The organism is Paenibacillus zeisoli (assembly GCF_003994465.1).
In the GTDB taxonomy this organism is placed as follows: domain Bacteria; phylum Bacillota; class Bacilli; order Paenibacillales; family Paenibacillaceae; genus Fontibacillus; species Fontibacillus zeisoli.
In genome coordinates, this window is sequence record NZ_RZNX01000016.1 from 19,279 (window position 1) to 44,637 (window position 25,359).

Genomic DNA, 25,359 nt, shown 5'->3' on the forward strand with positions numbered 1-25,359 from the left:
GTGGCTCTCTTTTCTTTTTGCGCAGAATAAGATATATTCAGTAATGAGTTCAAGAGAAGGAGGCCGTGGCCTTGAAAAGATTAGCAATTGTTCTGGCTGCAGGACAGGGTAAACGCATGAAATCAAAGCTATACAAAGTGCTGCATCCTGTATGTGGCAAACCGATGGTTGGACATGTTCTAGACACCGTGAAAAAAGTCAATTGTGAACGCAGTATCGTGGTCGTAGGTCATGGTGCAGAAGCCGTCCAGTCTTATCTTGGAACATCAGCAGAATACGTACTGCAGGCACAGCAGCTCGGTACGGGTCATGCTGTTAAGCAGGCCAAGGACCTGCTGGGGAGTGAAGAGGGAACAACAATTGTGATCTGCGGAGATACTCCTCTTGTTACACCAGAGACGCTGGAAGAGCTGATGAAGGTTCACCAAAGCAAGGGTGCAGCTGCAACGGTGCTTTCCGCTGTGATGGACAACCCTAAAGGATATGGACGTATCATTAGAGGAGAAGACGGTGCTGTTGTTCAAATCGTTGAACAGAAGGATTGCACACCGGAGCAGGATGCAGTAAAGGAAATCAACACCGGCACTTATTGTTTTGATAATGCTAAATTATTTGCTGCACTCGAGAAGGTTACGAATAATAATGCTCAGCAGGAATATTATTTAACGGATGTAATCGGCATTTTCGTAGGGGAAGGCGAGGTTGTTAGCGCTTACGTGACGGATGACCACGCAGAATCTATTGGTGTAAATGACCGTGTTGCTTTGTCAGAGGCTGAAGGCTTTATGCGTCAGCGGATTGTTAAGAAGCATATGTTAAACGGAGTTACAATTATCGATCCAAGCTCGACATATATCGGAGCTGATGTAACTATCGGTTCAGATACCGTGATTTATCCGGGAACCACGATTTCCGGCAATACAATAATCGGGGAACAATGTGTAATAGGACCTTCCACAGAGATTGCAGACTGCACTCTTCAGGATGAGGTTACTGTTAAACATTCCGTACTCCATCAGGCGGAAGCCGGCAGTGGAACAACGGTCGGACCTTTCGCTTATTTGCGTCCAGGAACCAAACTTGGGCAAAAGGTAAAAGTAGGCGATTTCGTAGAAATCAAGAACGCTTCACTCGATGACGGCTCCAAAGTTTCTCACCTCAGTTATATTGGGGACGCTAAAGTCGGTAAGAATGTAAATATCGGCTGTGGGGCGATTACGGTAAATTATGATGGTTATAATAAGTCAATTACCGAAATCGAAGACGATGCCTTTATCGGCAGCAATGTGAACCTGATTGCACCTGTCAAAGTAGGTAAAGGAGCTTACGTGGTGGCAGGCTCCACCATTACGCAGTCTGTCTCAGATAACGACTTGGCCATTGCCAGACAGCGCCAGGAGAACAAATCCGGTTATGCGGAGAAGATTCGGGCCCGTGCACAAGCGAAGAAGCAAAGAGAACAAGATTAGACTTAAGGCATCAAGATCTGCACGGAATATTTCAATGACCATCCAAGTATGGAATGAACTAAATTTAGTGATCAATCCGTATGGATTGAGCTAAAGCCTGGTCATCGATATTCTTTAGTTCAATCTATTTAGCACGGAGGGTTTTAATTTTATGACTTATTGTGATTCCAAACTAAAGATTTTCACATGTAACTCCAACCCTAAGCTTGCCCATCAAATTGCAGATTACATCGGCATTCCTATGGGTGATTCGGAGACAACGAGCTTTAGTGATGGGGAAATTCAAGTGAAGCTGTCCGAGAGTGTTCGCGGTTCTCACGTATATGTTGTTCAATCCACCTGCGGGCCTGTTAACGATAACCTGATGGAGCTTTTGGTTATGGTGGATGCTCTTAAACGGGCGTCTGCAAAAAGCATCAACGTCGTTATCCCCTACTACGGATACGCGCGTCAAGATCGTAAGGCACGTTCTCGTGACCCGATTACAGCCAAGCTTGTAGCGAACCTGATCGAGAAAGCAGGAGCTCATCGCGTCATTACGATGGACCTCCACGCTATGCAGATCCAGGGATTCTTCGATATTCCTGTGGACCACATGCTCGGGGTTCCCATTCTGGCGCAATATTTCCGCTCCAAGCAGATTGAGAATCCGGTTGTCGTCTCACCTGACCACGGGGGTGTTGTCAGAGCCCGTAAATTGGCTGATTTCCTGAATGCGCCGCTTGCCATTATTGACAAGCGTCGTCCGGAGCCCAATGTCAGTGAAGTGATGAATATCATCGGGAATATCGAGGGTAAAACAGCCATTCTTGTAGACGATATCATCGATACGGCCGGTACGATTGTGCTGGGTGCTAATGCTCTTAAAGAAGGCGGAGTAAAAGAAGTGTATGCGTGCTGTACACATCCTGTTCTGTCCGGTCCAGCCATGGAACGGCTCGAGAACTCCCCGCTTAAAGAGGTTATCGTGACCGATACGATTCCAATTACGCATCCGAATCCTACAAGCAAGCTTAAGGTGTTATCGGTTGCCCCACTTATGGGTGAGGCGATTATCCGTGTACACGAGGAGTTATCGATCAGCAAACTGTTTGAAATCGAGTAAGAAGGACTTCTAGAAATGCAGAGGGGTTACCACTTCCATTGGGGGAGTGGTAACCCCTATCGGCGTATAACGCAAGGGTGGTGACATACGGGGAACCGAGGGCGCCCGGCTAATAACCGGGGCGGGATATGAAGCTGTAAGCCGTTCTTCTGTACAGTGTGTCACCGACCAAGACAGCATGCTCATCAAAGTCTCGGATCCAGCCTATATCGACATGAATGCCGTGGCGGTAGATCTGGACGGGGATGGCATGTTCTAAATGGTCCTGGAAGTGGGAATCCTGTTTAAGTTCTGAGCCAAATGCATGCAAAGATGTCTCACCTTCTAACGATATAATGGTTAGTGGTTGTCAGTAATATGGGATAATGGAGACTCATGTCATTTATTTTAATCAATAATGGACCAAATGAGAACGATTTCTTTTGACAAAGGACACAAACCCTTGATTTTACAGGAAAAAAGAAGGGGTAGGATGATAGAAAAGGGGTAAGCGCAGAGTATGAAATGGATCGTAGGGCTCGGCAACCCAGGCCCAAACTATGAGAAGACAAGACATAATATCGGGTTCATGGCACTGGATGCTCTCGCGGCTAGACATGGAATTGCGATCAAGCAGAGTAAATGTAAGGCCGTCATAGGCGAAGGGAATATATCAGGAACCAAGATTGCTCTAATCAAGCCGATGACCTATATGAATCTTTCAGGTGAGTCAGTCCGGGCCTTTATGGATTATTATAAAGTATCTTTGGAGGACCTGATTGTAGTGTATGATGACCTGGATACAGAGATTGGGCGGAATCGCCTTCGTTATCAGGGCAGCGCAGGAGGCCATAATGGAATTAAGTCCATTATTCAGCATACAGGAACCCAGGTGTTCAACCGGATCCGAATGGGGATCTCCCGTCCACAGCCCGGATATCCGATCGTGGATTATGTACTGGCGCCTTTCCCAAGGAAAGAGGCAGAGCTGCTTCAGCAATCGATAGATGAAGCGGGGGATGCCATTGAATTTGCGCTGACCCATACGTTTGAACAGACGATGGCCAAGTTTAACAAGTAAATATAAGCTCAAGGCACCCGGGAGGCTTAGAATGGTGGATTTGCGGACATACTGAAAGGTATAATTCACCTTCTGGAGGCATAACAATGGCAGTAAACTATGTGTGCCGGCACTGCCGGACTTTTATTGGAAGAATTGATTCCGAACTTGTGTCCGAATCTAGGCTCGGTTTCCAATTCTTGACCCCCGATGAGCGGAGAGATATAATAGCGTATGATTCAAACGGGGAAATGACCGTAAGGGTTACCTGCGATTACTGCAGGGAAGCACTAGAGAATCATCCGGAGTTAACTCTTCTTTCGAACCCGCTTCAATAGCAGGCGGTTGTGTAATTTCGGTGGTTCTACCGAAGACGTATTGTAGAGCCTTGGCACGAATGCTGAGGCTTATTTCTGGTTATTTACGGCCTGCTTCCGCCTATGGATAGGACGGGTCAGGATTAGTAAGCATAAGAGAGGTGCAACTCTTGTTACAAGCACTTATAGAAGCATTTTCTAAAGATCCGGATTTTGAGTCTCTGAGCACCGGTGTGACAGCCGGCATGAAGGAGCAGCTCATCTCCGGTCTATCAGGATCATCCAGACAGGTGATGCTAGCGGCTCTGCATGAGCAGATTCAGCGACCGCTTCTGGTTGTGACGCATAACATGTTCTCCGCCCAAAAGATTGCCGAGGATCTGCAGGAGGCGTTATCGCCAGATCAGGTTCTCTTATACCCGGCGAATGAACTCGTGGCTGCTGAAGCCGCCGTATCGAGCCCCGAAACTCTGGCTCAAAGAATAGAAGTACTGCTCAAATGCTCGCAGGGTTTCCGCGGGATTGTTGTCGTGCCTTTCTCCGGGGTCCGCAGGTACGTACCGGTACCTGAAATGTTGGCCACAGCAGAGCTGAAGCTTGTGCTTGGCGGCACGATTCAGCTAGATTCCTTCCTGACTCAAATGGTGGAGCTCGGTTATGAACGGGTTCAGCGTGTCGAGAACCGGGGAGAAATGAGTGTTCGCGGAGGAATTATAGATATTTATCCGCTCACGTCTAAGCTTGCCTACCGGATTGAATTGTTCGATGAAGAAATCGACTCCATTCGTACGTTCGATCCTGTCGATCAAAGATCTGTGGATCAGGTCAAAGAAGTATCCCTTCCTCCGAGCAAAGAACTTATCGCTTCTGGTGAACGTCTGGATCGCGCTGCCGAAGCGGTAAGTGCGAGACTTGCAGACCAGCTGGAGAAGATGACGGACCGCCAAGCCAAGCTGAAGCTCAAAGAAGAAATATCCCGTGAGATTGAGCTGATGAAGGAGCATGTTAATTTTCCGGAACTCTATAAATATATTTCTCTAATTTATCCCGAGAACAAGACCTTGTATGATTACATGCCTGAGGATACGCTGCTTATTATGGATGAGCCGGCAAGACTGCTGGAGACGGGTAAGCAGCTTGAGCGCGATGAGGCGGAGTGGCATCTTCATTTGTTCCAGAACGGGAAGAGCCTTCCGGAGCTCCCACTATCGGTGGATAGTGACATAGTCATCTATGAGCGTCCATTCCAGACTCTCTTCATGTCGTTATTCCTGCGGCAGGTGCCTCACATCCAGCCCCAGAATATCCTGAATTTCACGAGCAGGACTATGCAGGATTTCCACGGGCAGATGAATGTGCTGAAGTCAGAGATGGACCGCTGGAAGAAGAGTGGCGCGAACGTGCTGATGCTGGCCAGCAATGAAGAACGAATCGAGCGTATGCGGCGCGTCCTTCAGGATTACAATATTGACGAGCCGACCTTGCTGCAGGGCAATCTGCAGACGGGATTTGAGCTCCCTTCCATCCACCTGGTTGTCATTACCGAAGGGGAGATGTTCTCGCAGAAGCAGCGTAAAGCCCGCAAGGTTGGACGCAGTATGGATAATGCAGAACGCATCAAAAGCTATACGGAACTGAAGATCGGGGATTATGTCGTTCATCAGAACCACGGGATCGGGAAGTACATCGGAATTGGAACCCTTGAGGTTGGCGGAATTCACAAAGATTATCTGCATATCATGTATGCCGGTGGTGACAAGCTGTCCGTACCGATTGACCAGATTGATCTTATTCAGAAGTATGTGGGGTCTGAAGACAAGGAGCCCAAGGTCTATAAGCTGGGCGGTACAGAATGGACCCGGGTTAAGAGCAAGGTTCAGTCCTCGGTTCAGGATATTGCGGATGAATTGATCAAGCTCTACGCAGATCGACAAGCGTCACCAGGTTACGGATTTGAGAAGGATACACCCGAGCAGCAGGAATTCGAGGCTATGTTCCCTTATGATGAGACCCGAGACCAGATGCGGGCCATTGAAGAGATTAAGAAGGATATGGAGCAGAATCGTCCGATGGACCGCCTGCTCTGCGGCGACGTGGGCTATGGCAAGACCGAGGTCGCGATTCGGGCAGCATTTAAATGTGCGATTGAAGGGAAACAGGTGGCTGTACTTGTCCCGACAACGATCTTGGCACAGCAGCACTATGAGACGTTCCGGGAGCGCTTCTCAGGCTATCCGATTAACATTCAGGTGCTCAGCCGCTTTCGCAGCCGGAAGGAACAAAATGAGACAACTAAAGGAATCAAATCGGGGACTGTTGATATTGTGATCGGAACCCATCGCCTGCTCTCGCAGGACTTGGTATTCAAGGATTTAGGGCTGCTGATTGTGGACGAGGAGCAGCGGTTTGGTGTTACTCATAAAGAGAAGCTCAAGCGGCTCAAAGTGAATGTCGATGTTCTTACCCTGACAGCGACGCCTATTCCGCGGACCCTTCACATGTCGATGCTTGGGGTGCGGGATCTGTCGGTCATTGAGACACCTCCGGAGAACCGGTTCCCGGTTCAAACCTATGTGGTTGAGCACAGTCAGGCACTTGTACGTGAGGCGATTGAAAGAGAGCTGGCCCGCGGAGGCCAGGTATACTACCTGTATAACCGGGTCCAAGGCATTCAGGAGATGGCCGCTCAAATCTCGATGCTTGTGCCGGAGGCCAAAGTTGGGATTGGACATGGTCAGATGTCGGAGCAGGAGCTGGAGAAGACGATTCTGGACTTCCTGGATGGGGAGTATGACGTCCTTGTAAGTACGAGCATTATTGAGACAGGGGTAGATATCCCGAATGTGAATACCCTAATTGTGCATGATGCGGACAAAATGGGGCTATCTCAGCTGTATCAGCTGCGTGGACGGGTGGGACGTTCCAACCGAATTGCCTACGCCTACTTCACCTATCAGCGCGATAAATCGCTGACTGAGGTGGCAGAGAAGCGGCTGCAGTCCATCAAGGAGTTCACAGAGCTTGGCTCCGGCTTCAAGATTGCCATGCGGGACTTGTCGATCCGCGGGGCAGGGAACCTGCTCGGTGCAGAGCAGCATGGCTTCATCGCGTCGGTCGGCTTCGACCTGTACTCCCAGATGCTTGCTGAAGAGATTCAGAAGCGCAAGGTGACTCTGCTTGGGGAGGAGCCGCCAGAGAAGCACGAATGGAATACGGTGCTTGATTTGAGCATTGATGCCTATTTACCGCCTGAATATATTTATGATAGTATTCAAAAAATTGAAATTTACAAAAAGGCAGCCACGCTTACGACTCTGGAGGAAGTATCCGAGCTTGCGGACGAGCTTCTTGACCGGTTCGGAGAACCACCGGAGGCTGTAGAGAATCTGCTGGCCGCAGCAAGACTGAAAATCTACGCGAAGCAGTATGGAATTGAGTCAATTACACGGCGCGGAGATGAAGTCCAACTGAAGTTCCATGAAGGACGCGAAAAGGCTTTAATCCCTGCCAAATTCGCCGAAGTTGGAAATCAATACGGAAGACGTGTACAATTTAACCAAGGGACGGGTATTCTGATCCAGATTAAAATTAAAGGTTTGAGTGACAAAGAGATGATGGATCTGCTGGAACAGTTCCTTGAATCCCTTAAGGATGCATTCAAATCGAAGGGAGAACTACAAGATGTTGCGAAATAATAGCAGGTCATGGAAGACACTGCTTGTGGCTTTGATTGCAGTGCTGACCTTTTCCATACTGGCCGGTTGTTCCAAGAAGACTGAGCCGGCTCCAGCGGAGAATACCAAGAATGCGGCCACGGAGACCAAGAAAGATACCAGCAAAGTCGTGGCTACGTATGAAGGCGGCGAGATTACGGCGAACGAGTTCGACCTGGAGCAGCGGATTATGCTGCTGATGTCTCCAGAAATGGAGCAGCTCGCTCAAATGGATGAGTTCCGTGATTACCTGATCAAGCAGGAAATTGCCTATGCTTATTTAAGCTCCAAGGCGGATGATAAGTCCAAGCAGGAAGGCGAGAAGAAGGCGGACGAGCAGATTGCCCAGATGAAGAAGCAGCTGGGAGACGAGCAGTTCAAGAAAATGCTTGAGAGCAAGAAAGTATCCGATGCTGAATTCAAAGCCTATATGGTTAAAGTCTTCACGGTTATTCAAAGTGAAACCTCCAAAGTAACCGATGACGAAACCAAGAAGGAATTTGAGACCAAGAAGGGCGACTTTACTGTGGCTACAGTGCGTCATATCCTCATTGGCCTTACCGATGCTAACGGCAAGGAGCGCAAGCAGGCCGATGCCCTCAAGCTGGCTAAAGAAATCAAGGCCAAGCTGGATAAAGGCGCTGACTTTGCAGAGCTAGCCAAGAAATACTCCGAAGACCCGGGCTCCAAGGATCAGGGCGGCTTGTACAAAGACGCTACCGCGGGCGACTGGGTTCCACAATTCAAGGAGAAGGCCCTGACTCTGCCGCTGAACAAAATCAGTGATCCGGTTGAAACCGATTATGGATACCACATTATGCGTGTAGAGGCCCGTACCGAGAAGACCTTCAATGACCTGACTCAGGCACAGAAGGACTCCCTTAAGACCAGCGTGGCTTCAACCAAGCTTGATGATTTCATGCAGACTGGCTTAACCAAAATCATCAAGAAGATCGATCTTCCTAAGGTTGAGACCAAGAAGGAAGGCGCTGCGGATTCCTCCAAGAGCGGGGCAGCAACTACGCCTTCTGGCACAACTGATAAAGGGACTACCACCAATGAAGGCACAGCACCAAGCTCAGGCACAGGTAAATAACAGCAATTTTCTTGGCCGGGGGCAGCGCGAGATGATCGCGCTGCTTTTTGTCCCCATTTTGGTGCGAAAGTTTAAGGATAAGGTTAATGTATAAGGAATTGGGAGCAGCCTAATACTATGGTCAAGAATTAAATGATATGGATTCAATCAATCCAGTCCATATTATCTGGACCCTTCTCTATTCATAAAAAAGCTACAGTAGTTCAATAACTTCTTTAGAAAGCGGGGCAACATGTGAAATGAAAGCTACTGGAATTGTACGTCGTATTGATGATTTGGGCAGGGTTGTTATTCCAAAAGAAATCCGCCGGACCTTGCGTATTCGCGAGGGGGATCCGCTTGAAATCTTTGTGGATCGTGACGGTGAGGTTATCCTGAAGAAATATTCCCCGATCGGGGAGCTTGGCGACTTTGCCAAAGAATATGCGGAATCTTTATATGAGAGTACAGGACATATTACACTGATCTCAGACCGTGATACCATTATTGCGGTGGCAGGAGCTTCCAAGAAGGAATATTTGGACAAGCAGGTTAGTATCTTGCTGGAGAACAGCATGGACAGCCGCAAAATTATGGTTGAAGCGAATACCGGGACCTATGAACTTATTAAGGATCATGCGGAAACGATATCGACCTTCGTTATTGCACCTATTATTGCAGGTGGCGATCCTATCGGCTCAGTGACGCTTGTGAACAAGGATGAATCGGTAAAGATGTCCCAGCTCGAATCCAAGATGGCCGAGACAGCTGCAGGATTCCTTGGCAAGCAAATGGAGCAGTAGGTGTAAGGATATTCATTCATTTGCAAAACGTAAAACTCCCACTGCCTGATTTTCGGCCGCATGGCCGGCAAAGCAGAGGGGGTTTTTTTGTGGTCATTTCCCTGAGGTGTGGACAAGGATTATAATGGAATGAGGTTAAGTATTGCTACAGTAAAGTGGGGAACCTCATGAAACAAACTTCCAGTGCCGGGAGAATGCTTAAAGGAGCGGTGCTGTTAAGCCTGGCGGCGATTGTGACCAAGCTGCTTGGAACACTGCAGAAGATACCTCTGCAAAATATCGGGGGAGACGGGGTCTTCGGTATTTATAACACCGTCTATCCCTTCTATACACTGCTGCTAACGCTCGCAACCGCGGGCTTCCCAACCGCGGTATCCAGGTTCGTGGCCGAGCGGGAAGCCGCCGGCAACCGGGCAGGGTCGGCCGAGGTGCTCCGGCTGTCGGCCGTGGTTATGCTGGCCCTGGGCTGTGCCGGGGGCCTCGGGATGTACTTTGGCGCGCCGCTGCTAGCCGATTGGATTGGCAATCAGCATTTGGTCCCCGCGCTGAGATGTACGGCGCCGGCACTCTTCTTCGTACCTGTGTCGGCGGCGCTGCGCGGGTACTTTCAAGGCCTGCAGGATATGCTGCCGACCGCGGTGTCGCAGGTTATTGAACAGGCTATCAGGGTGGGGGTCATGATTGTTCTGCTCCTTTCCTTCACCGCTGCCGGGTCCTCTGACAGCACCGTGGCCTCCGGGGCGATGATCGGATCTGCCGCTGGGGGGCTCGCAGGGCTTGTGGTTATGCTGCTGTATTGGCAGCGGCATCGTAGACGCACGGAGGTTATCTCTTGGGGGAAAAGCGGCAGCGGGTGGAAGGGAAGTCGGCAGGAAGATACGCAGTCCAAGCCCATAGCCGAAGGTGAAAGGCATGGAGAAGGAGAACCGCGAATCAGGCTGCTGAAGAAGCTGCTGGCTTATGCCATTCCGATCTGTCTGGCTGCCTTGGCTGTGCCCCTGATTAGCCTTGTAGATACCTTTACGCTGCCGCGCCTGCTTAAGCAGGGCGGATGGGATGAGCTAGGTTCTATGGTGCAGGTGGGCATCTATAACCGCGGTATCCCGTTGGTCCAGCTTGTAACCATGCTGGCCGCTTCCCTGTCGGTGCTGTTCATTCCTGCACTCGCAGAATTCAAGTACAGGGGGGACCGAGAAAGTATCGAGTCCCACTCCCGTCTGGCCCTGCGCTGGTTCTGGCTGATTGGACTTGCAGCATCAGCCGGGCTTGCCGCGCTGGCAGAGCCAATCAACATCATGCTCTACAAGGACACAGCCGGAACTGCGGCGATGCAGTGGATCGCCTTGACGGCCGCTCCGAGCACGATGCTCACCTTGACGGCCGCCCTGCTCCAGGGACTGGGCACCGTGCGGGCGCCGGCCCTGTATCTGGCTGGGGCCGCGGTGCTCAAGATCGTGCTCAACCTGCTGCTGGTGCCGCAGCTTGGCATCACCGGGGCCGCCATCGCAGGCGTGGCGGCCTACAGCCTTGCCGCAGCGCTCAGCCTCGCGCTGCTGGTGAAGACCACAGCGCTGCGGCTGCGCCTGGCAGACGCTGTGCTGAAGCCAGCGCTGCTGATCGGCGCGCTGGCCCTGGCCGTGCTCGCCCTGCGCTGGCTCGCAGACGCAGCCGGCCTAGGGCCGAGCCGCACCACCGCTGCCGCCGAGAGTCTGCTCGGCGTGTTCGTAGGTGCGGCAGTCTTCGCGGCCGGCGTCCTGCGGCTGCGCCTGATGACAGGGCCGGAGATCGAGGCCCTGCCGAAGATTGGGCCGAAGCTCGCCAGGCTGCTTCGGCGGCTGCGTCTGCTGCCGGAGCAGGAGTAGACGAGATAGGCGTACGTCCTCGTTTTGTGTAATTCTTTTTGCGTTGAAGAATGAAGGGTCACCCGTCGGATCACACTTCTTAGTGGATCGACGTGGAGTAACTCAATTCCGTGGATTGCTGATTCATCGTCTCAACTCTCAGTGCTTAACTTTGTAACCTTGGTTATTATCATTCATTATTAAAGGGCAGGGTGCTTAATTTCCGGCTATTTATCATAAAAAGTCAGCATATTACCCCGCGACCAGCGGGATTTCAGGAGTGTGATACAGGTGGGTGCTTCAATTACTGTTATTGGTCTCGGATCTGGCGATCCGGACAAGCTGACTGTAGGGAGCCTGAAGAAGCTTCAGCAGGCAGAGCTCCGTTATGTACGGACACTGGACCATCCAGTCGTTAGCTGGCTGGAGGAGACCGGGATTTCCTTCAAATCGTTCGATGAGGTGTATGAAGCCAAGGATGATTTCCCGTCCGTGTACGATGAAATTGCCAGTCAATTGCTCGCTGCCGCGTCAGATCTGCCGCCCGAACGTGAAATCATCTATGCCGTTCCCGGACATCCCATGGTAGCGGAGTCAACCGTCAAGCTGCTGCGTGAACGCTGTCCGGAACGGGGAGTTCGACTAGATATAATCGGCGGGGAGAGCTTTCTGGATGTAGCCTTTACACGTCTGGGCTTTGACCCCATTGAAGGGTTCCAGCTGCTGGATGCGTCGGAACTGGCATCCTCGCTCGTAGAGCCGCGTGTACATACGTTAATTGGCCAAGTGTACGACAGCTTTACGGCTTCCGATGTGAAGCTGAGCCTCATGGAGACCTATCCGGATGATTATCCGGTTACGGTTGGTCATGCCCTGGGTGTAGCCGGACAGGAGAAGATCGAACAGGTTCCCCTGCATGAGCTCGACCGTGTGGAAGGGTACGGGAATTTGTCGTTAATCTATATTCCGCGGGATGATAATGAGATGCTGCGGCAGCGCAGCTTCGAGAGACTGCATGAGATTGTGACCATCCTGCGCAGTCCCGAAGGCTGTCCATGGGACAGGGAGCAGACCCATCAGTCCATCCGTAAGAACCTGATTGAAGAGACCTATGAAGTGATTGAGACCATTGATGAAGATGACCCGGATCATATGCAGGAAGAGCTCGGTGACCTGCTGCTTCAAATCATGTTGCATTCGCAAATGGAAGAAGAAACCGGGATATTCACGGTCTATGATGTTATCGGCAGTCTGAACGACAAGCTGATCTTCCGGCATCCGCATGTATTCGGGGATTTATCTGCTGAAGATGCGGAGGAGGCTCTGAATAACTGGGAGGGCATGAAGGCTGAAGAGAAGAGGAAGAAGGGCATTGTTCCTGAGAAACAATCAGCCCTAAGCGGGGTTCCTCGTGATCTTCCGGCGCTCATGAAGGCTTTCAAGCTCCAGAAGAAGGCTTCCAAGGTAGGTTTTGATTGGGAGGATGTCGAGGGGGCCCTTGGCAAGATTGATGAGGAATTGGCAGAACTTAAGCAGGCAATTAGAGAAGGACATGCGGCGTCCGAGCAGGCTCTTGAGCTGGGTGATGTTCTGTTCACCGTAGTCAATGTCGCCAGGTTTATTGGTGCAGATCCAGAAGAAGCGCTGAGTCTGGTGAACCGCAAATTCAAGTTCCGTTTCGAGTATGTTGAGCGCAAGCTGAACGAAGCCGGAAGAATGTTATCTGAGAGCAGCCTGGAGGAGATGGACCGCTTATGGGATGAGGCCAAGGAAGTAGAGCGTTCGGGCCGTATTCTTTGAGGTGAGCAGGGGGCAATTTTGTCCATTTCGAGGTTTTTGTGAAGAATACAAAGAATTTAATGGCATCAAGCAGGAATTCGTTATTGAAGCAAGAATTACCTAAAGACCACTTCGCGGTTGATTTTCGGCTTATCCAGCCTGTTTACTTCCGCATATACTCTATTTTTTTGAATATTGGGAGGCTTTTAATTTATGAACAAGACAGATCTGATCAACAACATTTCGAGCAAAAGCGGTTTGACTAAAAGAGACGTTGAAGTCGTGCTTAACGGATTTCTTGGCGAAATCACGGATGCTCTTTCCAGCGGAGACAAGGTTCAATTGATCGGCTTCGGTACTTTCGAGACTCGCAAGCGCTCCGGCCGTACTGGTCGCAACCCGCAGACTGGCAAGACTATCGAAATTCCAGAATCCAACGTTCCTGCATTCAAAGCAGGCAACAAGCTTAAAGAAGCTGTAAAATAATGCGTCTTGATAAATTCCTGAAGGTCTCAAGGTTGATTAAACGGCGCACCGTAGCTAAAGACGTCTCCGAACAAGGCAGAGTGCTGATTAATGACCGGGAAGCCAAGCCGAGCAGTTCCGTCAAAGTGGGCGATGAAATCACCGTTCAATTTGGACAGAAGCTGGTTACGGTTAGGGTGGAGCGGCTTGCCGAGAACACCCGCAAGGAAGAAGCATCAAGCCTATATACGTTAGTGAAAGAAGAGCCAATAGCAAAGGATCAGGGTCTGGATTGGACCTAAAGCCTTAAGCTTATCTTCCTAGAAAAGGGCTGTTCCCAGACAGATGAATCTGTCTTAGGGAGCAGCCCTTTAGATTTTTATATAATTGAAGATCACCTGGGTTCTAAAGGCTGTATTCCCCCCATAAGATGGTTACTGTAGAGGGAGGGGTACATGCCATGAATGATCAAGGAAGAGGAAAGCTGCAGGAAGTGCATATGCATAACCGCAAGCTGCTTGAAATATCCGGCGTGAATAACGTGGAGAGCTTTGATAGTGAGGAATTTCAGCTCAAGACGGAGCTTGGGCATCTTACGATCCGCGGACAAAATCTGCACATCAAAAATTTAAGCCTGGAACAGGGTCTTCTAGCCATTGAGGGCGTTGTGAACTCCCTGTCGTATGTAAACCCCGGATCCCAGCGTAAAACCAAAGGTTTCATCGGGAAGTTGTTTAAATGAATTTGCATGTGCAGTGGGTGACCCTGCTATGGATGCTTTTTTCCGGGGGAATATTGGGGGTCGCCTTTGACAGCTACCGCGTTGTATCAGGCCAGCTGCGCTTTCCGCGGTGGACGGTTCATGCCCTGGATCTGCTCTACTGGGCAGCTGCTTCAATCTTCGTCTTCCGAATGCTGTATCAGAGCAATCAGGGCCAACTCCGATTCTATGTATTCTTGGGTTTGTTTGTAGGCGTTTGGATATATTTTTTATTCTTAAGTGTTATAACGGAGCGTTTTGTGGTAATGTTAATGGTGGTAACCAAACGGATTTATGCCTTGGTTCTGCGGTTAATTCAGCTATTCATCATTGCTCCTATCCGCATTTTGCTGAAAGGCGTCAAGCTTGCGCTAGGCTTCGCGTGGATCGTGGTGCTCTTTCTCGGACGAATCTCTCTATTGCCGATATGGAGAATCTTAAGGTGGATGGCCATGCCTCTGCTAAGACGCTTTCATATTCCTGAGCGGGCTGACAAGCTTAGATCGTGGGCGGTTCAACTCTGGAACCGTTGGTTTACCAAGAATTAAAGGGTTTTGGAGGTGGGATATTTTGCGCGTTGTATCTGGAAATGCATCTAGGAACAGTGAACCTGCTCCTGTCAAGAATGCAGGCGCCCGCAGGCGGTACAGGCTGTGGCTTGCTTTCATTGTCATCTTTATAGGATGGGCAGGGTATACTTTCATCTCCCAGGCCAGTCAGATTGGGGCGAGCTCGCGTGAACTCTCAGAGAAACAAGACTCCAAAGCCAAGAGTAACCAAGCATTAGATCAGCTCAAAACTGAAATAGAACGTCTGAAGGATCCGGAGTACATTGGTCAAATCGCAATGAAGAAATACGGGTTATACAGACCTGGAGAAGTGCCGATCCGTGTACCGGATTCCGAGGGCGAGAAATAGATAAACTCATACAGGATATACGTCTGTTGACCTTGTTTGAGTCATTCGGTATAATCAAATCACCGAAGCCAAGATCATGATGTCTTGGTGACATTTTTAAGGGAGGATCATTTTATTTTATGGCAATAGAAGTGGGCACCAAGTTAGAAGGCAAGGTGACGGGCATCACGCACTTTGGAGCATTTGTGGATCTATCAGGAGGTGTCACCGGTCTCGTACACATCTCGGAGATCGCCGATAACTACGTCAAGGATGTTAACGATCATCTTAAGATCAACGATGTTGTGACGGTTAAAGTCATTAACGTTGATAAAGACGGTAAGATCGGGCTTTCGATTAAGCAGACTGTGGATAAACCTGCGGAAGCACCAAGACCTCCACGTGCACCAAGACCAGATCGTCCTAGTGGCGGCGGTAGAGACGGAGATCGTCCTAGTGGTGGTGGCGGAGGCGGTTTTAACCGGGATCGCGGAGGACGCTCATTCAAACCTCCAGTGGGCAAAGCTTCTTTTGAAGATAAAATGTCACGCTTCCTCAAAGATAGTGAAGAGCGTATTTCGTCGCTGAAGAAGAACACCGAAGGCAAACGCGGTGGCCGCGGCGCGAAACGAGTATAAATCATCTTTAATATTTAATACAACAGACCGTAAGCCTAGCGCTTACGGTTTTTTTGTCGCCCTCGTTTGTCGCCAGGAAGGGGGTTCCATTTTTTTGCCGACAACATCCAACGCTTTTCCGTAAGTCTCAGGGCAAATCGCTAAGAACGCAGGGCGAACATAATGAAAAATGATGCGCGGCAGAAGGCGAACATAGATTTGGTTAGAGAGTGCTGTTCCGAGTGCTGGCAAGGGTCAAGGGCCACAGGCAAAGCCCTCTCAATTTGTCGTAAATTTCTTTTCGGCTTACCCCGCCTTCTGACAAACTTTCCATAGACACGCTCCTATAATGGGACATACCTCACTATGCAGGTTGAGCTAAAGACAGCGGGGTTCAGATACTCCAGGTTAGAATGAATACATAGGAAATGAACGAAATGTTCAATACCTAGCGCTTGACGTTCATCTCTTTAGTTCAATCTGTATTAAATCCAGAGAAGGTGGTGCCATGATGGAGAAATGGAATGTGATTGCTTTTCCGGGAATGAAGAAGGCGAAGGAGCAGGACGGGGAGAAGTGGTGGCTTAAATGGAGACAGACCTCGGCTGCTATGAAGACAAGCCGTTTTGTGGCTGCGAACAAATGGACCTTCCTTCTGACGATGATGGGATTCTTGCTGGGTAAGGCCACGATCCTGAATGAATTGTCCCCTTTTGCTGTCGCCTATTTTGCTGTTATCGCTTTCATGCGGCGGGATCTGCTGCTTCCGGTCTTTGCCTCCGTTGTAGCAGGTGCAATATTTGCTCCTCACCATCACTTTCTCTCGGTTGTGTGGGAATTAATTATCATCTTCCTGATGCAAAAGGGACTCGAATCGTTCGAGAAGGCGGAAATTTCTTATGCCCCCATCATGGTCTTCACCTCAGCCTTCCTAGTCAACCTTTTCGGAGCCCTTATCGGACCTTCCCTGTCCTGGTATACCTTGACCATGACTGTGATGGATGCGGTACTCAGCTTCGTGCTTACGCTGGTATTTCTGCAGGCCGTGCCCATCTTCACTTATAGAAAGAAGAACTATAATCTGCGGAATGAAGAGATCCTGTGCTTGATCATCCTGCTGGCCTCGGTTATGACAGGTGCTGTTGGATGGCAAATTAACGGCTTGTCTCTGGAACACATTCTTTCCAGATATCTCATTCTTCTGTTCGCGCTGGTAGGCGGGGCACCACTAGGAGCCTCGGTAGGTGTAATCACGGGGCTTATCCTAAGCTTGGCCGATATGTCAGCCATCTATCAAATGAGCCTGCTGGCATTCTCCGGGATGCTCGCCGGGATGCTGCGCGAAGGCCGGAAATGGTCAGTAGGGCTCGGCATGCTGCTGGGTTCATCGATCCTTTCAATTTATCTGACCGGTCCAGGTGATGTGATGTCCTCCACATGGGAGACCTGCGCAGCCGTAATCCTATTCATGCTTACGCCAAAGACCGTAATCGGCTTTATAGCCAAATATGTGCCTGGAACCAAGGATTATACGGAATCCCAGCATGAATATGCCAAGCGGATTCGAGATATTACCGCAGAGCGGGTCACGCAGTTCTCCCACGTCTTCAAGCAGCTTTCCCGCAGCTTTGGACAAGTCTCCAGCTCAGGAGAAATAACAAGACGCGGCGAGGAAATGGACCATTTCATGAATGCGGCAACTGAGGGAGCCTGCAGCACCTGTTTTCGCAAGAATCACTGCTGGGACGGGAACTTTTATCAGACCTATAAGTTTATGACCGAAATGATGACTACTATAGAAGAGAATCCAGAGGTTCGGCATGACGAGCTTCCAGTTAAATGGAATAAAGTATGCAAGAAGACGGATCAGGTCCTGAATATTATGAAGCGGGAATATGACCTCTACCAAAATGATATGCACTGGAAACGGCAAATATACGACAGCCGTCAGCTGGTAGCCGAGCAGCTCTCCGGGGTGTCCCAGGTTATGGAGGACTTGGCCAGAGAGATCAAGAGAGAGAGTCAGACGATGTACCGCCAGGAGGAGCAGATCAGAGAGGCTTTGGAGATTATGGGCTTGTCCATTCACAGCGTGGATATCATTTGTCTGGACCATGGCAATGTTGAAATTGAGATTACCCATGCGTATACCCGTGGTTATGATGAGTGCCGTAAAATCATAGCGCCCTTGTTATCCGACATTCTGGATGAGCACATCGCGGTAATGAATGAATCCGTGCCATCCGGCAAAGAGGGTCTAGCGAATGTTACCTTTGGGTCGGCAAAGTCCTATGAGATCTCCACCGGGGTAGCCGGTACTGCCAAAGGGGGCGACCTGCTGTCAGGCGACAGCTTCAGTGCGGCAGAGCTCGGCAACGGGACTTTTGCGGTAGCCTTGAGTGACGGTATGGGGAATGGGGAGCGGGCAAGACTGGAGAGCAGCACGGCCCTGAATATATTAGAGCAGCTGCTTCAGTCGGGAATGGATGAGACTTTGGCTATCAAATCCGTGAATTCGGTGCTGATGCTCAGATCACCGGACGAAATATACGCAACGGTGGATATGGCTCTCATCGATGAGCATTCGGCGCGCACCACCTTCATGAAGATTGGCTCATCACCCAGCTTTATCAAGAGAGGGAATGAGGTAATCTCCGTCTCTGCGAGCAATCTCCCAATCGGGATTATCCAGGATATTGAGGTAGACTTGGTTACGGTGCAGCTGTTGCCGGGCGATATATTGATTATGATGACCGATGGGATCTATGATGCACCAGGTTATGCGGTGAACAAGGAGCTGTGGATCAAGCGTCTCATTCAAGAGATTACTACGGAAGAGCCACAGGCTATTGCCGATTGCCTGCTCGACGCTGTTATCCGCTATCAAGGGAACCAGATAAATGATGATATGACCGTGGCTGTCGCCAAGGTGGATCATCGCCGTCCGGAGTGGTCCACGCTGCATATTCCGGGAGTAGACCGCTTGGAACGCCCGAGAACCGTTAGCTAGTCGACGGCAATTTCATTGTACGGCTAGTAATCCTACAACCTTATATGCATTGCCCGGGAAATGGAGGCAGCTTGGCTGGGCACTCCATTTTCCTTTCTTTCGGATACTAAATGGATTGGACTAAAGATTGCATTCACTCGTTGCAGATTCTCCATGAAAAAGTAATACTAAGCTCGTTAGTTCTTTTCGTTCATTCCATATGATTCTTTCATTCTCTTAGGTTTGAACCTGTTCCAGGTTGGAAATAACTAGAGACAGAGAACCTGGAATCCGGAAGGGACGGCGAATATGAATGAAGCAAATTCTATTAATTACAGACGGCTGCTCTAATGTGGGGCAAAGCCCGGTAATGACTGCCTCATTGGCACGTCAGGAAGGAATTACAGTGAATGTGATCGGAATCGTAGATTATGGAACAATTGGAGAACTGGGCAGTTTGGAGATTAGGGAAATTGCCAAGGCGGGCGGGGGGATGAGCCAATTATCCGGAACGGAGAAGCTTGCGCAGACGATGCAGATGATGACCAGAAAGACCGTGGTTCAGACGATTCAGCAGGCGGTTAATAGAGAATTGAAACATATTTTGGGAAAAACATCCGTCGAAGACCTTCCTCCTGACAAGCGGTCCGAGGTCGTTGAGGTTGTGGATGAGCTTACGGAGACTACACCACTCGAAATTGCGCTCTTAATTGACGCAAGTGCAAGCATGAAGCCAAAGCTTGCTGCCGTGGAGGAAGCGATTCGGGATTTAATGATCAGCTTGAATGCACGTGAAGGAATGAGCCGGCTTGCTGTATTTCATTTTCCTGGACGTCACGGGGGTGAGGACGCGGTGCTAGATCAGGGGTGGACCTCGGATCTCAGCGGAGTACGGAGCCTGTTTCAACATATGGCAATGAGAGGGGCAACCCCAACCGGGCCGGCGATCCTTAAGGTGATTGATTTCTTCCGATATGGTACAATAAATGGAAATCAGACTAGGCCGGAGGACAATGATGAAAGAGAAGGGATGCTCGGTGACTACGTCGTATAGAACGAGTATCCCGGCCGGGACGCTTGTAACGGGACGCTGGCGAGGAGGACGATATCTGGTTCAGCGGCTCCTCGGTCAGGGAGCGAACGGGATCGTATATCTTGTACAGCAAGCCGGGACGCGCAATTTATATGCCCTTAAGATGGGCTATGACGCCTTGGATCTGCAATCGGAGATTAATGTGCTGAAGGCGCTGCAGGGTCAGCATAATGCTGAGGATCGGGATCTTTCTTATCTAGTGGAGGTGGATGATTTCACCTTGGGGGATAGAGAGATTCCTTTCTATGTTATGCGGTATGTGAAAGGCGAGCCGCTGAGCAAGTTCCTTACCCGCCGGGGAGGGCAGTGGCTTGACCTTGCTGGTCTTAACCTACTTAAGCAGCTGGCAGCTCTTCATAAGGGGGGCTGGGTATTCGGGGACCTAAAGCCGGACAATGTCCTGGTGTCAGCATACGGGGACGTTGAGCTCATTGATTACGGCGGCGTAAGCCAGAATGGGCGAAGTGTGAAGCAGTTCACTGAGTGGTACGACCGCGGATTCTGGAATGCAGGGGGCCGGACGGCTGATGCGGCTTATGATTGGTTTTCTTTTGCTGTGGTATGTATCCATATGCTGGCGGAGAGCCGTCTCAAGACGGCGGCGAATCAGCTTCCGCAGACCCGGAGCACCGCAGATCTGGTCCAGATCATGAATCAGGAACCGCGTCTTCGTCCTTATTCCAATTGGCTGAAGAAGGCCATTAGCGGCGGGTTCGAGCATACAGATGAGGCTTATGAGATGTGGAAAAGAATGATCTCGCGGAAGCCGGTTCGGCACTCCGTCCGCAGAACACCGGGCTGGCTTAAGAGCGCGTTTGCCATTTCCTTATTTCTGCTTGTCTGTGCTATCTATTTAACGCTGCGTTAGCAAGTGCTAATTGTTCACATCCGGTTGGATATCCGGCGCAGCAAGGGGAGAACGGCATGGAAGACTTGAATCAGCTTGCAACTTATGTGCGCAGCATGGCGCGCAAATACGACTTATGGTCTGCTCATGACTGTATTGTAGTCGCAGTATCCGGCGGTCCGGACTCTGTGGCTCTTTTGCATGCTCTCCACCAAATAGCCTGGGAGCCGGGCTCTTCCCTCCGCTTGGTGTGTGCACATGTGAACCACGGGTTTCGCGGTGCGGAGTCCGATGCGGAGGCAGATTTCGTAAGGGACGCAGCAGACAGACTGGGGATTCCCTTTGAGCTTGGCAGCTATGATGTGCCGGCTTTTATAGAAGAGACAGGGCTCAGCCTTCAGACAGCGGCCAGAGAGAAGCGGTACGAGTTCCTGCACAGCATTGCGGATAAATATCATGCTTCAGCTATCGCATTAGCCCATCATGGGGACGATCAGGCTGAGACGGTTATGCTGCGTCTGCTAAGGGGAACCGGCATGACGGGACTTGCCGGAATGAGAATCAAACGGCGCGAAAAAAATGTGGAACTAATCAGACCCCTGCTGCGTATATACAAGACGGACTTGATCCGGGTGTGTCATAATTGTGGTTTGGCGTATGTGACAGACAGCAGTAATCTGAGTAATAAATATGCCCGCAATGCTGTCAGGTTGGATGTACTGCCCTTTTTGGGGCAATATAATGGTCAGTTGGCTGAATCGCTGAATCGCCTGGCAGAAGTTGCCGGCGAGGAAGATGATTATATGCATCAAGCCGCCAAGGAAGTATATGGCAGACTTGCCAGACCGGCAGAAGGGGGAATCGCCTTCTCTGCCAAAGACTTTGGCCGTTTACATGCTGCTTTACAACGGAGGTTGATTAAACTAATATTAAATTATCTGCCTTTGAACACCGATGACATTGATTTCCTGAAAATTGAGGTCATTCGTGAACGTATTCTGCAGGAGTTTCCCTCCAACTGGAGTCTTGATTTGGGCGGGGGCCTGCAGTGTAAGAGAGAGTATGATGAAGTATCCATTTTACCGGAGATTACGGATAAGGTTAAGCTGGAATATACATACCGTCTAGAGGAAGTTCCCGCACGATTACCGATACCCGAAACCGGAAGAGAATTAAGATTTACTTTACGGCCGCGTGACGCACAGTCTACGGAGTCAGACTGGAAGGCATCCGGTAACGATGAAGCCTTATTTGATGCGGATAAGATTAAGTATCCGCTGATCGTACGTTCCCGCCAGCCGGGAGATATCATGAAAGTCATGGGATTAAACGGAAGCAAAAAGGTTAAAGATATTTTCATTGATCAGAAAATACCTCCATCTGTCCGCCAGAACATACCTGTTGTAACGGATGCAACCGGCCGTATATTATGGCTGCCCGGTGTCCGCCGATCCGCACATGCGGCGATAGGGAATCACACTTCGTCCATTCTGCGCATGCAGGTGGATCGCGAAGGCGGAAGGTAACCGGTTATCGCCATAGTCAGGCTTTCATAGTATAACTTAGGAGGTTCTTGCATTGCAGAACGATATCAAAGAAGTCCTTATTAGCCGGGAACAGATTCAAGACAAGATAGTGGAGCTCGGCCAGATTCTCAGCAAGGAATATGAGGGCCGTAATCCGCTCGTTATTTGTATTCTCAAAGGAGCCTTTATTTTTATGGCCGATTTGGTTAAAGAGATAACAGTACCTTTGGAGCTGGACTTTATGGCTGTCTCCAGCTACGGTGCATCAACGAAGTCTTCGGGGGTCGTGAAGATCATCAAAGATCTTGATACTTCTGTAGAAGGACGTGATGTACTCATCGTCGAAGATATTATCGATAGCGGTCTTACACTAAGCTATCTGATCGATGTGCTGCAGCGTCGAAATGCGAAGTCCACTACTATAGTTACCCTGTTCGACAAACCGGCACGCCGGACGGTGGATCTGCAAGCGGATTACACAGGTTTTGTCCTTCCCGATGAGTTCGTGGTCGGGTATGGCCTGGACTATGCCGAGAAGTACCGTAACCTCCCTTACATCGGGATTTTGAAGCCTGAGATTTACACCAGCTAAGACAGCACTCCGCAAGTGCCTAGTGCCTACCCTGCGCCATTGTTGAGATGGCCAGACAGGCTATGGTAAAATAACTTAAGTGTTTTGAGAGGAGGTAGGGGATGAATCGGTTCATCCGGAATTCTGGTTTTTATTTAATTCTTTTCTTAGTCGTGGTGGGCATCGTCCAATTCCTCAGCGGTGGGGGCGAGGCGGCCGACACCCCTAGATATGACCAATTGCGCCAGCAGCTGCAGGTGAACAATGTCAAGGAAATGACAGGTCAATTTGACGGTTATGCATATCGGGTGACCGGTAAATACAGGAACAAAGTAGATAACAAAGAAAGCTTTCAGACCTATGTTCCTTATGATACAAACGTAGTTGCAGAGCTTACTGATTACAGCCAGAAGAACAAAATAAGTTATAGTTGGAATAAGATGGAGGGCGACAGCATTTGGCTTACGCTCCTGACATCCATTGTTCCTCTAGCGATTATGTTCATTCTGTTCTTCTTCCTCTTTAACCAGGCTCAAGGCGGCGGCGGTAAGGTAATGAACTTCGGCAAGAGCCGTGCCCGGTTATATAATGAAGAGAAGAAAAAGGTTACATTTGAGGATGTAGCCGGTGCGGATGAAGAGAAGCAAGAGCTCGTAGAAGTTGTTGAGTTCTTGAAAGATCCCCGCAAATTTGCGGCTGTCGGAGCCCGTATTCCTAAAGGGGTACTCCTGGTGGGTCCTCCAGGTACAGGTAAAACCTTGCTTGCCCGTGCAGTAGCCGGTGAAGCAGGCGTTCCTTTCTTCAGTATTTCAGGTTCGGACTTTGTGGAAATGTTCGTCGGTGTCGGCGCATCCCGTGTCCGTGATTTGTTCGAGAATGCGAAGAAGAATGCTCCTTGTATCATCTTCATTGATGAGATTGATGCGGTAGGTCGTCAGCGCGGCGCCGGACTCGGCGGTGGACATGACGAACGTGAGCAGACGCTCAACCAATTGCTCGTAGAAATGGACGGCTTCGGTGGCAACGAAGGTATTATTATCGTAGCTGCAACGAACCGTGCGGATATTCTTGACCCTGCGCTCCTTCGTCCGGGACGTTTTGACCGTCAGATTACGGTTGACCGCCCAGATGTGAAGGGCCGTGAAGCTGTACTTAAGGTACATGCGCGTAACAAGCCTTTGACCAAAGATGTTCGCCTAGATGTAATTGCTAAGCGTACAACCGGATTCACAGGTGCAGACCTGGAGAACCTGCTTAATGAAGCGGCCCTGCTTGCTGCACGCCGCAACCGCAAGGATATCTCCATGCGCGAAGTTGATGAAGCTATCGACCGTGTTATCGTAGGTACTGAGAAGCGCAGCCGCGTGGTCAGCGATCGGGAGAAGCGCATTGTGGCCTTCCACGAAGCGGGTCATACGATTGTGGGTTACTTCCTGGAGCATGCAGACATGGTTCATAAGGTTACCATTATTCCACGTGGTCGCGCCGGCGGGTATGTAATTATGATGCCTAAGGAAGACCGCATGCTGGTCACCAAGCAGGAGCTGCTTGATAAGGTTACCGGCCTCCTCGGAGGACGTGTATCCGAGGAACTGTTCATCGGTGAAATCGGAACCGGAGCTTACAGTGACTTCCAGCAGGCTACCAGCATTGTCCGCAGTATGATTGTGGAATACGGTATGAGTGAGAAGCTCGGTCCAATGCAGTTCGGAACTTCTCAAGGCCAAGTGTTCTTGGGCCGCGATATCGGGCACGAGCAGAACTATAGTGATGCGATTGCTTATGAAATCGATCAGGAAATGCAGCGTTTCATCAATGAAAGCTATGAACGTTGTAAGCAGCTGTTGATGAAGTATTCCAAAGAGGTTCACCTCATTGCAGAGACACTCCTTGAGGTGGAGACACTCGAACTGGATCAAATCAAACAGTTGATCGAGACAGGCAAGCTTACGCCGGATCCGGATGGAGACGGAGGCGGGTCTTCTGAGACTGGCTCTCCCATTGTAGATACAATTGGAGATGTGAATGTTCGCATTCAGGCTAGAGACGAAGAAGCTCAGCCGCAAGTTCCAGGCGGAGATATCCCGAATGATGTACCGGGAAGCTCAGCGAATGATATCCGCGGAGACCATCCCGTGGACACACCTGAGGGAACCGTGAAGGATGCCCCGGTCACACCACCGCAGCCGAAGGATCAAGATGGAAGCGGGAATGGTGGCAGTACACCGCTATAATTGAGCGAATTCTTATAATTACCAACAAAGGTATATAAGGAGCATTCGCCGAAGCAAACCGGAAAACACTTGGTGTTTTCCGGTTTTTTTGCGGATTGAGGCAGATTGACAGCAGAACTCACGTTGTGTAAATTAATTGTTAAACAATGCACAAAGTTTTTGGGTTGTCCGGATAGACAGAGAGACCGGGTTTGAGAGGCTAAGTTTAATCCATATTGC

The 25,359-nt window shown here is 50.0% G+C and carries 22 protein-coding genes; 21 read left to right on the top strand and 1 reads right to left on the bottom strand.

The genetic code is table 11. The features are described from left to right. Positions 1-71 precede the first annotated feature (71 nt). Together glmU and EJP77_RS20100 are read left to right on the top strand one after the other, a co-directional pair. Positions 72-1,469, top strand: a complete 1,398-nt coding sequence (glmU, locus tag EJP77_RS20095; RefSeq protein ID WP_127201050.1) for a bifunctional UDP-N-acetylglucosamine diphosphorylase/glucosamine-1-phosphate N-acetyltransferase GlmU — start codon at positions 72-74, stop codon at positions 1,467-1,469. 151 nt (positions 1,470-1,620) lie between these two features. Beyond that, positions 1,621-2,574 (top strand): ribose-phosphate diphosphokinase, encoded by a 954-nt coding sequence (locus tag EJP77_RS20100; RefSeq protein WP_068621711.1) that lies wholly within the window; start codon positions 1,621-1,623, stop codon positions 2,572-2,574. Positions 2,575-2,683: 109 nt separating this feature from the next. On the opposite strand, the gene EJP77_RS20105 is transcribed toward EJP77_RS20100, so the two are convergent. Further along, positions 2,684-2,884: a hypothetical protein gene (locus EJP77_RS20105; protein ID WP_127201051.1), complete on the bottom strand. Its 201-nt coding sequence runs from the start codon at positions 2,882-2,884 to the stop codon at positions 2,684-2,686. 189 nt (positions 2,885-3,073) lie between these two features. Here EJP77_RS20105 and pth point away from each other — a divergent pair, with 189 nt between their 5' ends. The 19 genes from pth to ftsH all read left to right on the top strand — a co-directional run bounded on the left by pth (position 3,074) and on the right by ftsH (position 25,140). After that, positions 3,074-3,634 carry an aminoacyl-tRNA hydrolase gene (gene pth, locus EJP77_RS20110; RefSeq protein ID WP_127201052.1) on the top strand — a complete coding sequence of 187 codons (561 nt, stop codon included), beginning with the start codon at positions 3,074-3,076 and terminating at the stop codon, positions 3,632-3,634. An 86-nt stretch (positions 3,635-3,720) separates the two neighbouring features. After that, on the top strand, positions 3,721-3,951 hold the full coding sequence (gene fin, locus EJP77_RS20115; RefSeq protein ID WP_127201053.1) for an anti-sigma-F factor Fin: 231 nt from the start codon (positions 3,721-3,723) through the stop codon (positions 3,949-3,951). A 149-nt stretch (positions 3,952-4,100) separates the two neighbouring features. After that, entirely contained in the window at positions 4,101-7,625 is a 3,525-nt protein-coding gene (gene mfd / locus EJP77_RS20120; RefSeq protein WP_127201054.1) for a transcription-repair coupling factor, read from the top strand. Further along, positions 7,612-8,739, top strand: a complete 1,128-nt coding sequence (locus tag EJP77_RS20125; protein ID WP_127201055.1) for a peptidylprolyl isomerase — start codon at positions 7,612-7,614, stop codon at positions 8,737-8,739. Before mfd ends, EJP77_RS20125 begins: the two co-directional genes overlap by 14 nt. Positions 8,740-8,978: 239 nt before the next feature. Then, positions 8,979-9,521 carry a stage V sporulation protein T gene (spoVT, locus tag EJP77_RS20130; RefSeq protein WP_127201056.1) on the top strand — a complete coding sequence of 181 codons (543 nt, stop codon included), beginning with the start codon at positions 8,979-8,981 and terminating at the stop codon, positions 9,519-9,521. A 167-nt stretch (positions 9,522-9,688) separates the two neighbouring features. After that, positions 9,689-11,383: a putative polysaccharide biosynthesis protein gene (locus tag EJP77_RS20135; RefSeq protein WP_127201057.1), complete on the top strand. Its 1,695-nt coding sequence runs from the start codon at positions 9,689-9,691 to the stop codon at positions 11,381-11,383. Between the two features lie 270 nt (positions 11,384-11,653). After that, entirely contained in the window at positions 11,654-13,162 is a 1,509-nt protein-coding gene (yabN, locus tag EJP77_RS20140) for a bifunctional methyltransferase/pyrophosphohydrolase YabN (RefSeq protein WP_127201058.1), read from the top strand. Positions 13,163-13,354: 192 nt separating this feature from the next. Further along, positions 13,355-13,627: an HU family DNA-binding protein gene (locus EJP77_RS20145; RefSeq protein WP_068621727.1), complete on the top strand. Its 273-nt coding sequence runs from the start codon at positions 13,355-13,357 to the stop codon at positions 13,625-13,627. Next, positions 13,627-13,908 carry an RNA-binding S4 domain-containing protein gene (locus EJP77_RS20150; RefSeq protein ID WP_127201059.1) on the top strand — a complete coding sequence of 94 codons (282 nt, stop codon included), beginning with the start codon at positions 13,627-13,629 and terminating at the stop codon, positions 13,906-13,908. Before EJP77_RS20145 ends, EJP77_RS20150 begins: the two co-directional genes overlap by 1 nt. Before the next feature lie 158 nt (positions 13,909-14,066). Further along, positions 14,067-14,348, top strand: a complete 282-nt coding sequence (gene yabP, locus EJP77_RS20155) for a sporulation protein YabP (protein WP_127201060.1) — start codon at positions 14,067-14,069, stop codon at positions 14,346-14,348. Further along, on the top strand, positions 14,345-14,914 hold the full coding sequence (yabQ, locus tag EJP77_RS20160) for a spore cortex biosynthesis protein YabQ (protein ID WP_127201061.1): 570 nt from the start codon (positions 14,345-14,347) through the stop codon (positions 14,912-14,914). The genes yabP and yabQ overlap by 4 nt, the downstream gene beginning before the upstream one ends. A 22-nt stretch (positions 14,915-14,936) precedes the next feature. After that, positions 14,937-15,284: an FtsB family cell division protein gene (locus tag EJP77_RS20165; protein ID WP_127201062.1), complete on the top strand. Its 348-nt coding sequence runs from the start codon at positions 14,937-14,939 to the stop codon at positions 15,282-15,284. 119 nt (positions 15,285-15,403) lie between these two features. Beyond that, complete coding sequence (locus tag EJP77_RS20170; protein WP_127201063.1) at positions 15,404-15,901, top strand: S1 domain-containing RNA-binding protein; 498 nt, start codon at positions 15,404-15,406, stop codon at positions 15,899-15,901. A 487-nt stretch (positions 15,902-16,388) separates the two neighbouring features. Next, on the top strand, positions 16,389-18,890 hold the full coding sequence (spoIIE, locus tag EJP77_RS20175; RefSeq protein WP_185897411.1) for a stage II sporulation protein E: 2,502 nt from the start codon (positions 16,389-16,391) through the stop codon (positions 18,888-18,890). Positions 18,891-19,182: 292 nt separating this feature from the next. Further along, a complete protein-coding gene (locus EJP77_RS20180; protein WP_127201064.1) occupies positions 19,183-19,923 on the top strand; it encodes a vWA domain-containing protein in 741 nt (246 codons plus the stop codon). Further along, positions 19,907-20,830 (top strand): serine/threonine protein kinase, encoded by a 924-nt coding sequence (locus EJP77_RS20185; RefSeq protein ID WP_425464268.1) that lies wholly within the window; start codon positions 19,907-19,909, stop codon positions 20,828-20,830. Before EJP77_RS20180 ends, EJP77_RS20185 begins: the two co-directional genes overlap by 17 nt. A 56-nt stretch (positions 20,831-20,886) precedes the next feature. Then, on the top strand, positions 20,887-22,335 hold the full coding sequence (tilS, locus tag EJP77_RS20190) for a tRNA lysidine(34) synthetase TilS (protein WP_127201065.1): 1,449 nt from the start codon (positions 20,887-20,889) through the stop codon (positions 22,333-22,335). A gap of 52 nt (positions 22,336-22,387) precedes the next feature. Further along, positions 22,388-22,927: a hypoxanthine phosphoribosyltransferase gene (gene hpt, locus EJP77_RS20195; RefSeq protein WP_127201066.1), complete on the top strand. Its 540-nt coding sequence runs from the start codon at positions 22,388-22,390 to the stop codon at positions 22,925-22,927. Between the two features lie 101 nt (positions 22,928-23,028). After that, positions 23,029-25,140, top strand: coding sequence for an ATP-dependent zinc metalloprotease FtsH (gene ftsH, locus EJP77_RS20200; protein WP_127201067.1), 2,112 nt, complete (start codon positions 23,029-23,031; stop codon positions 25,138-25,140). Positions 25,141-25,359 lie beyond the last annotated feature (219 nt).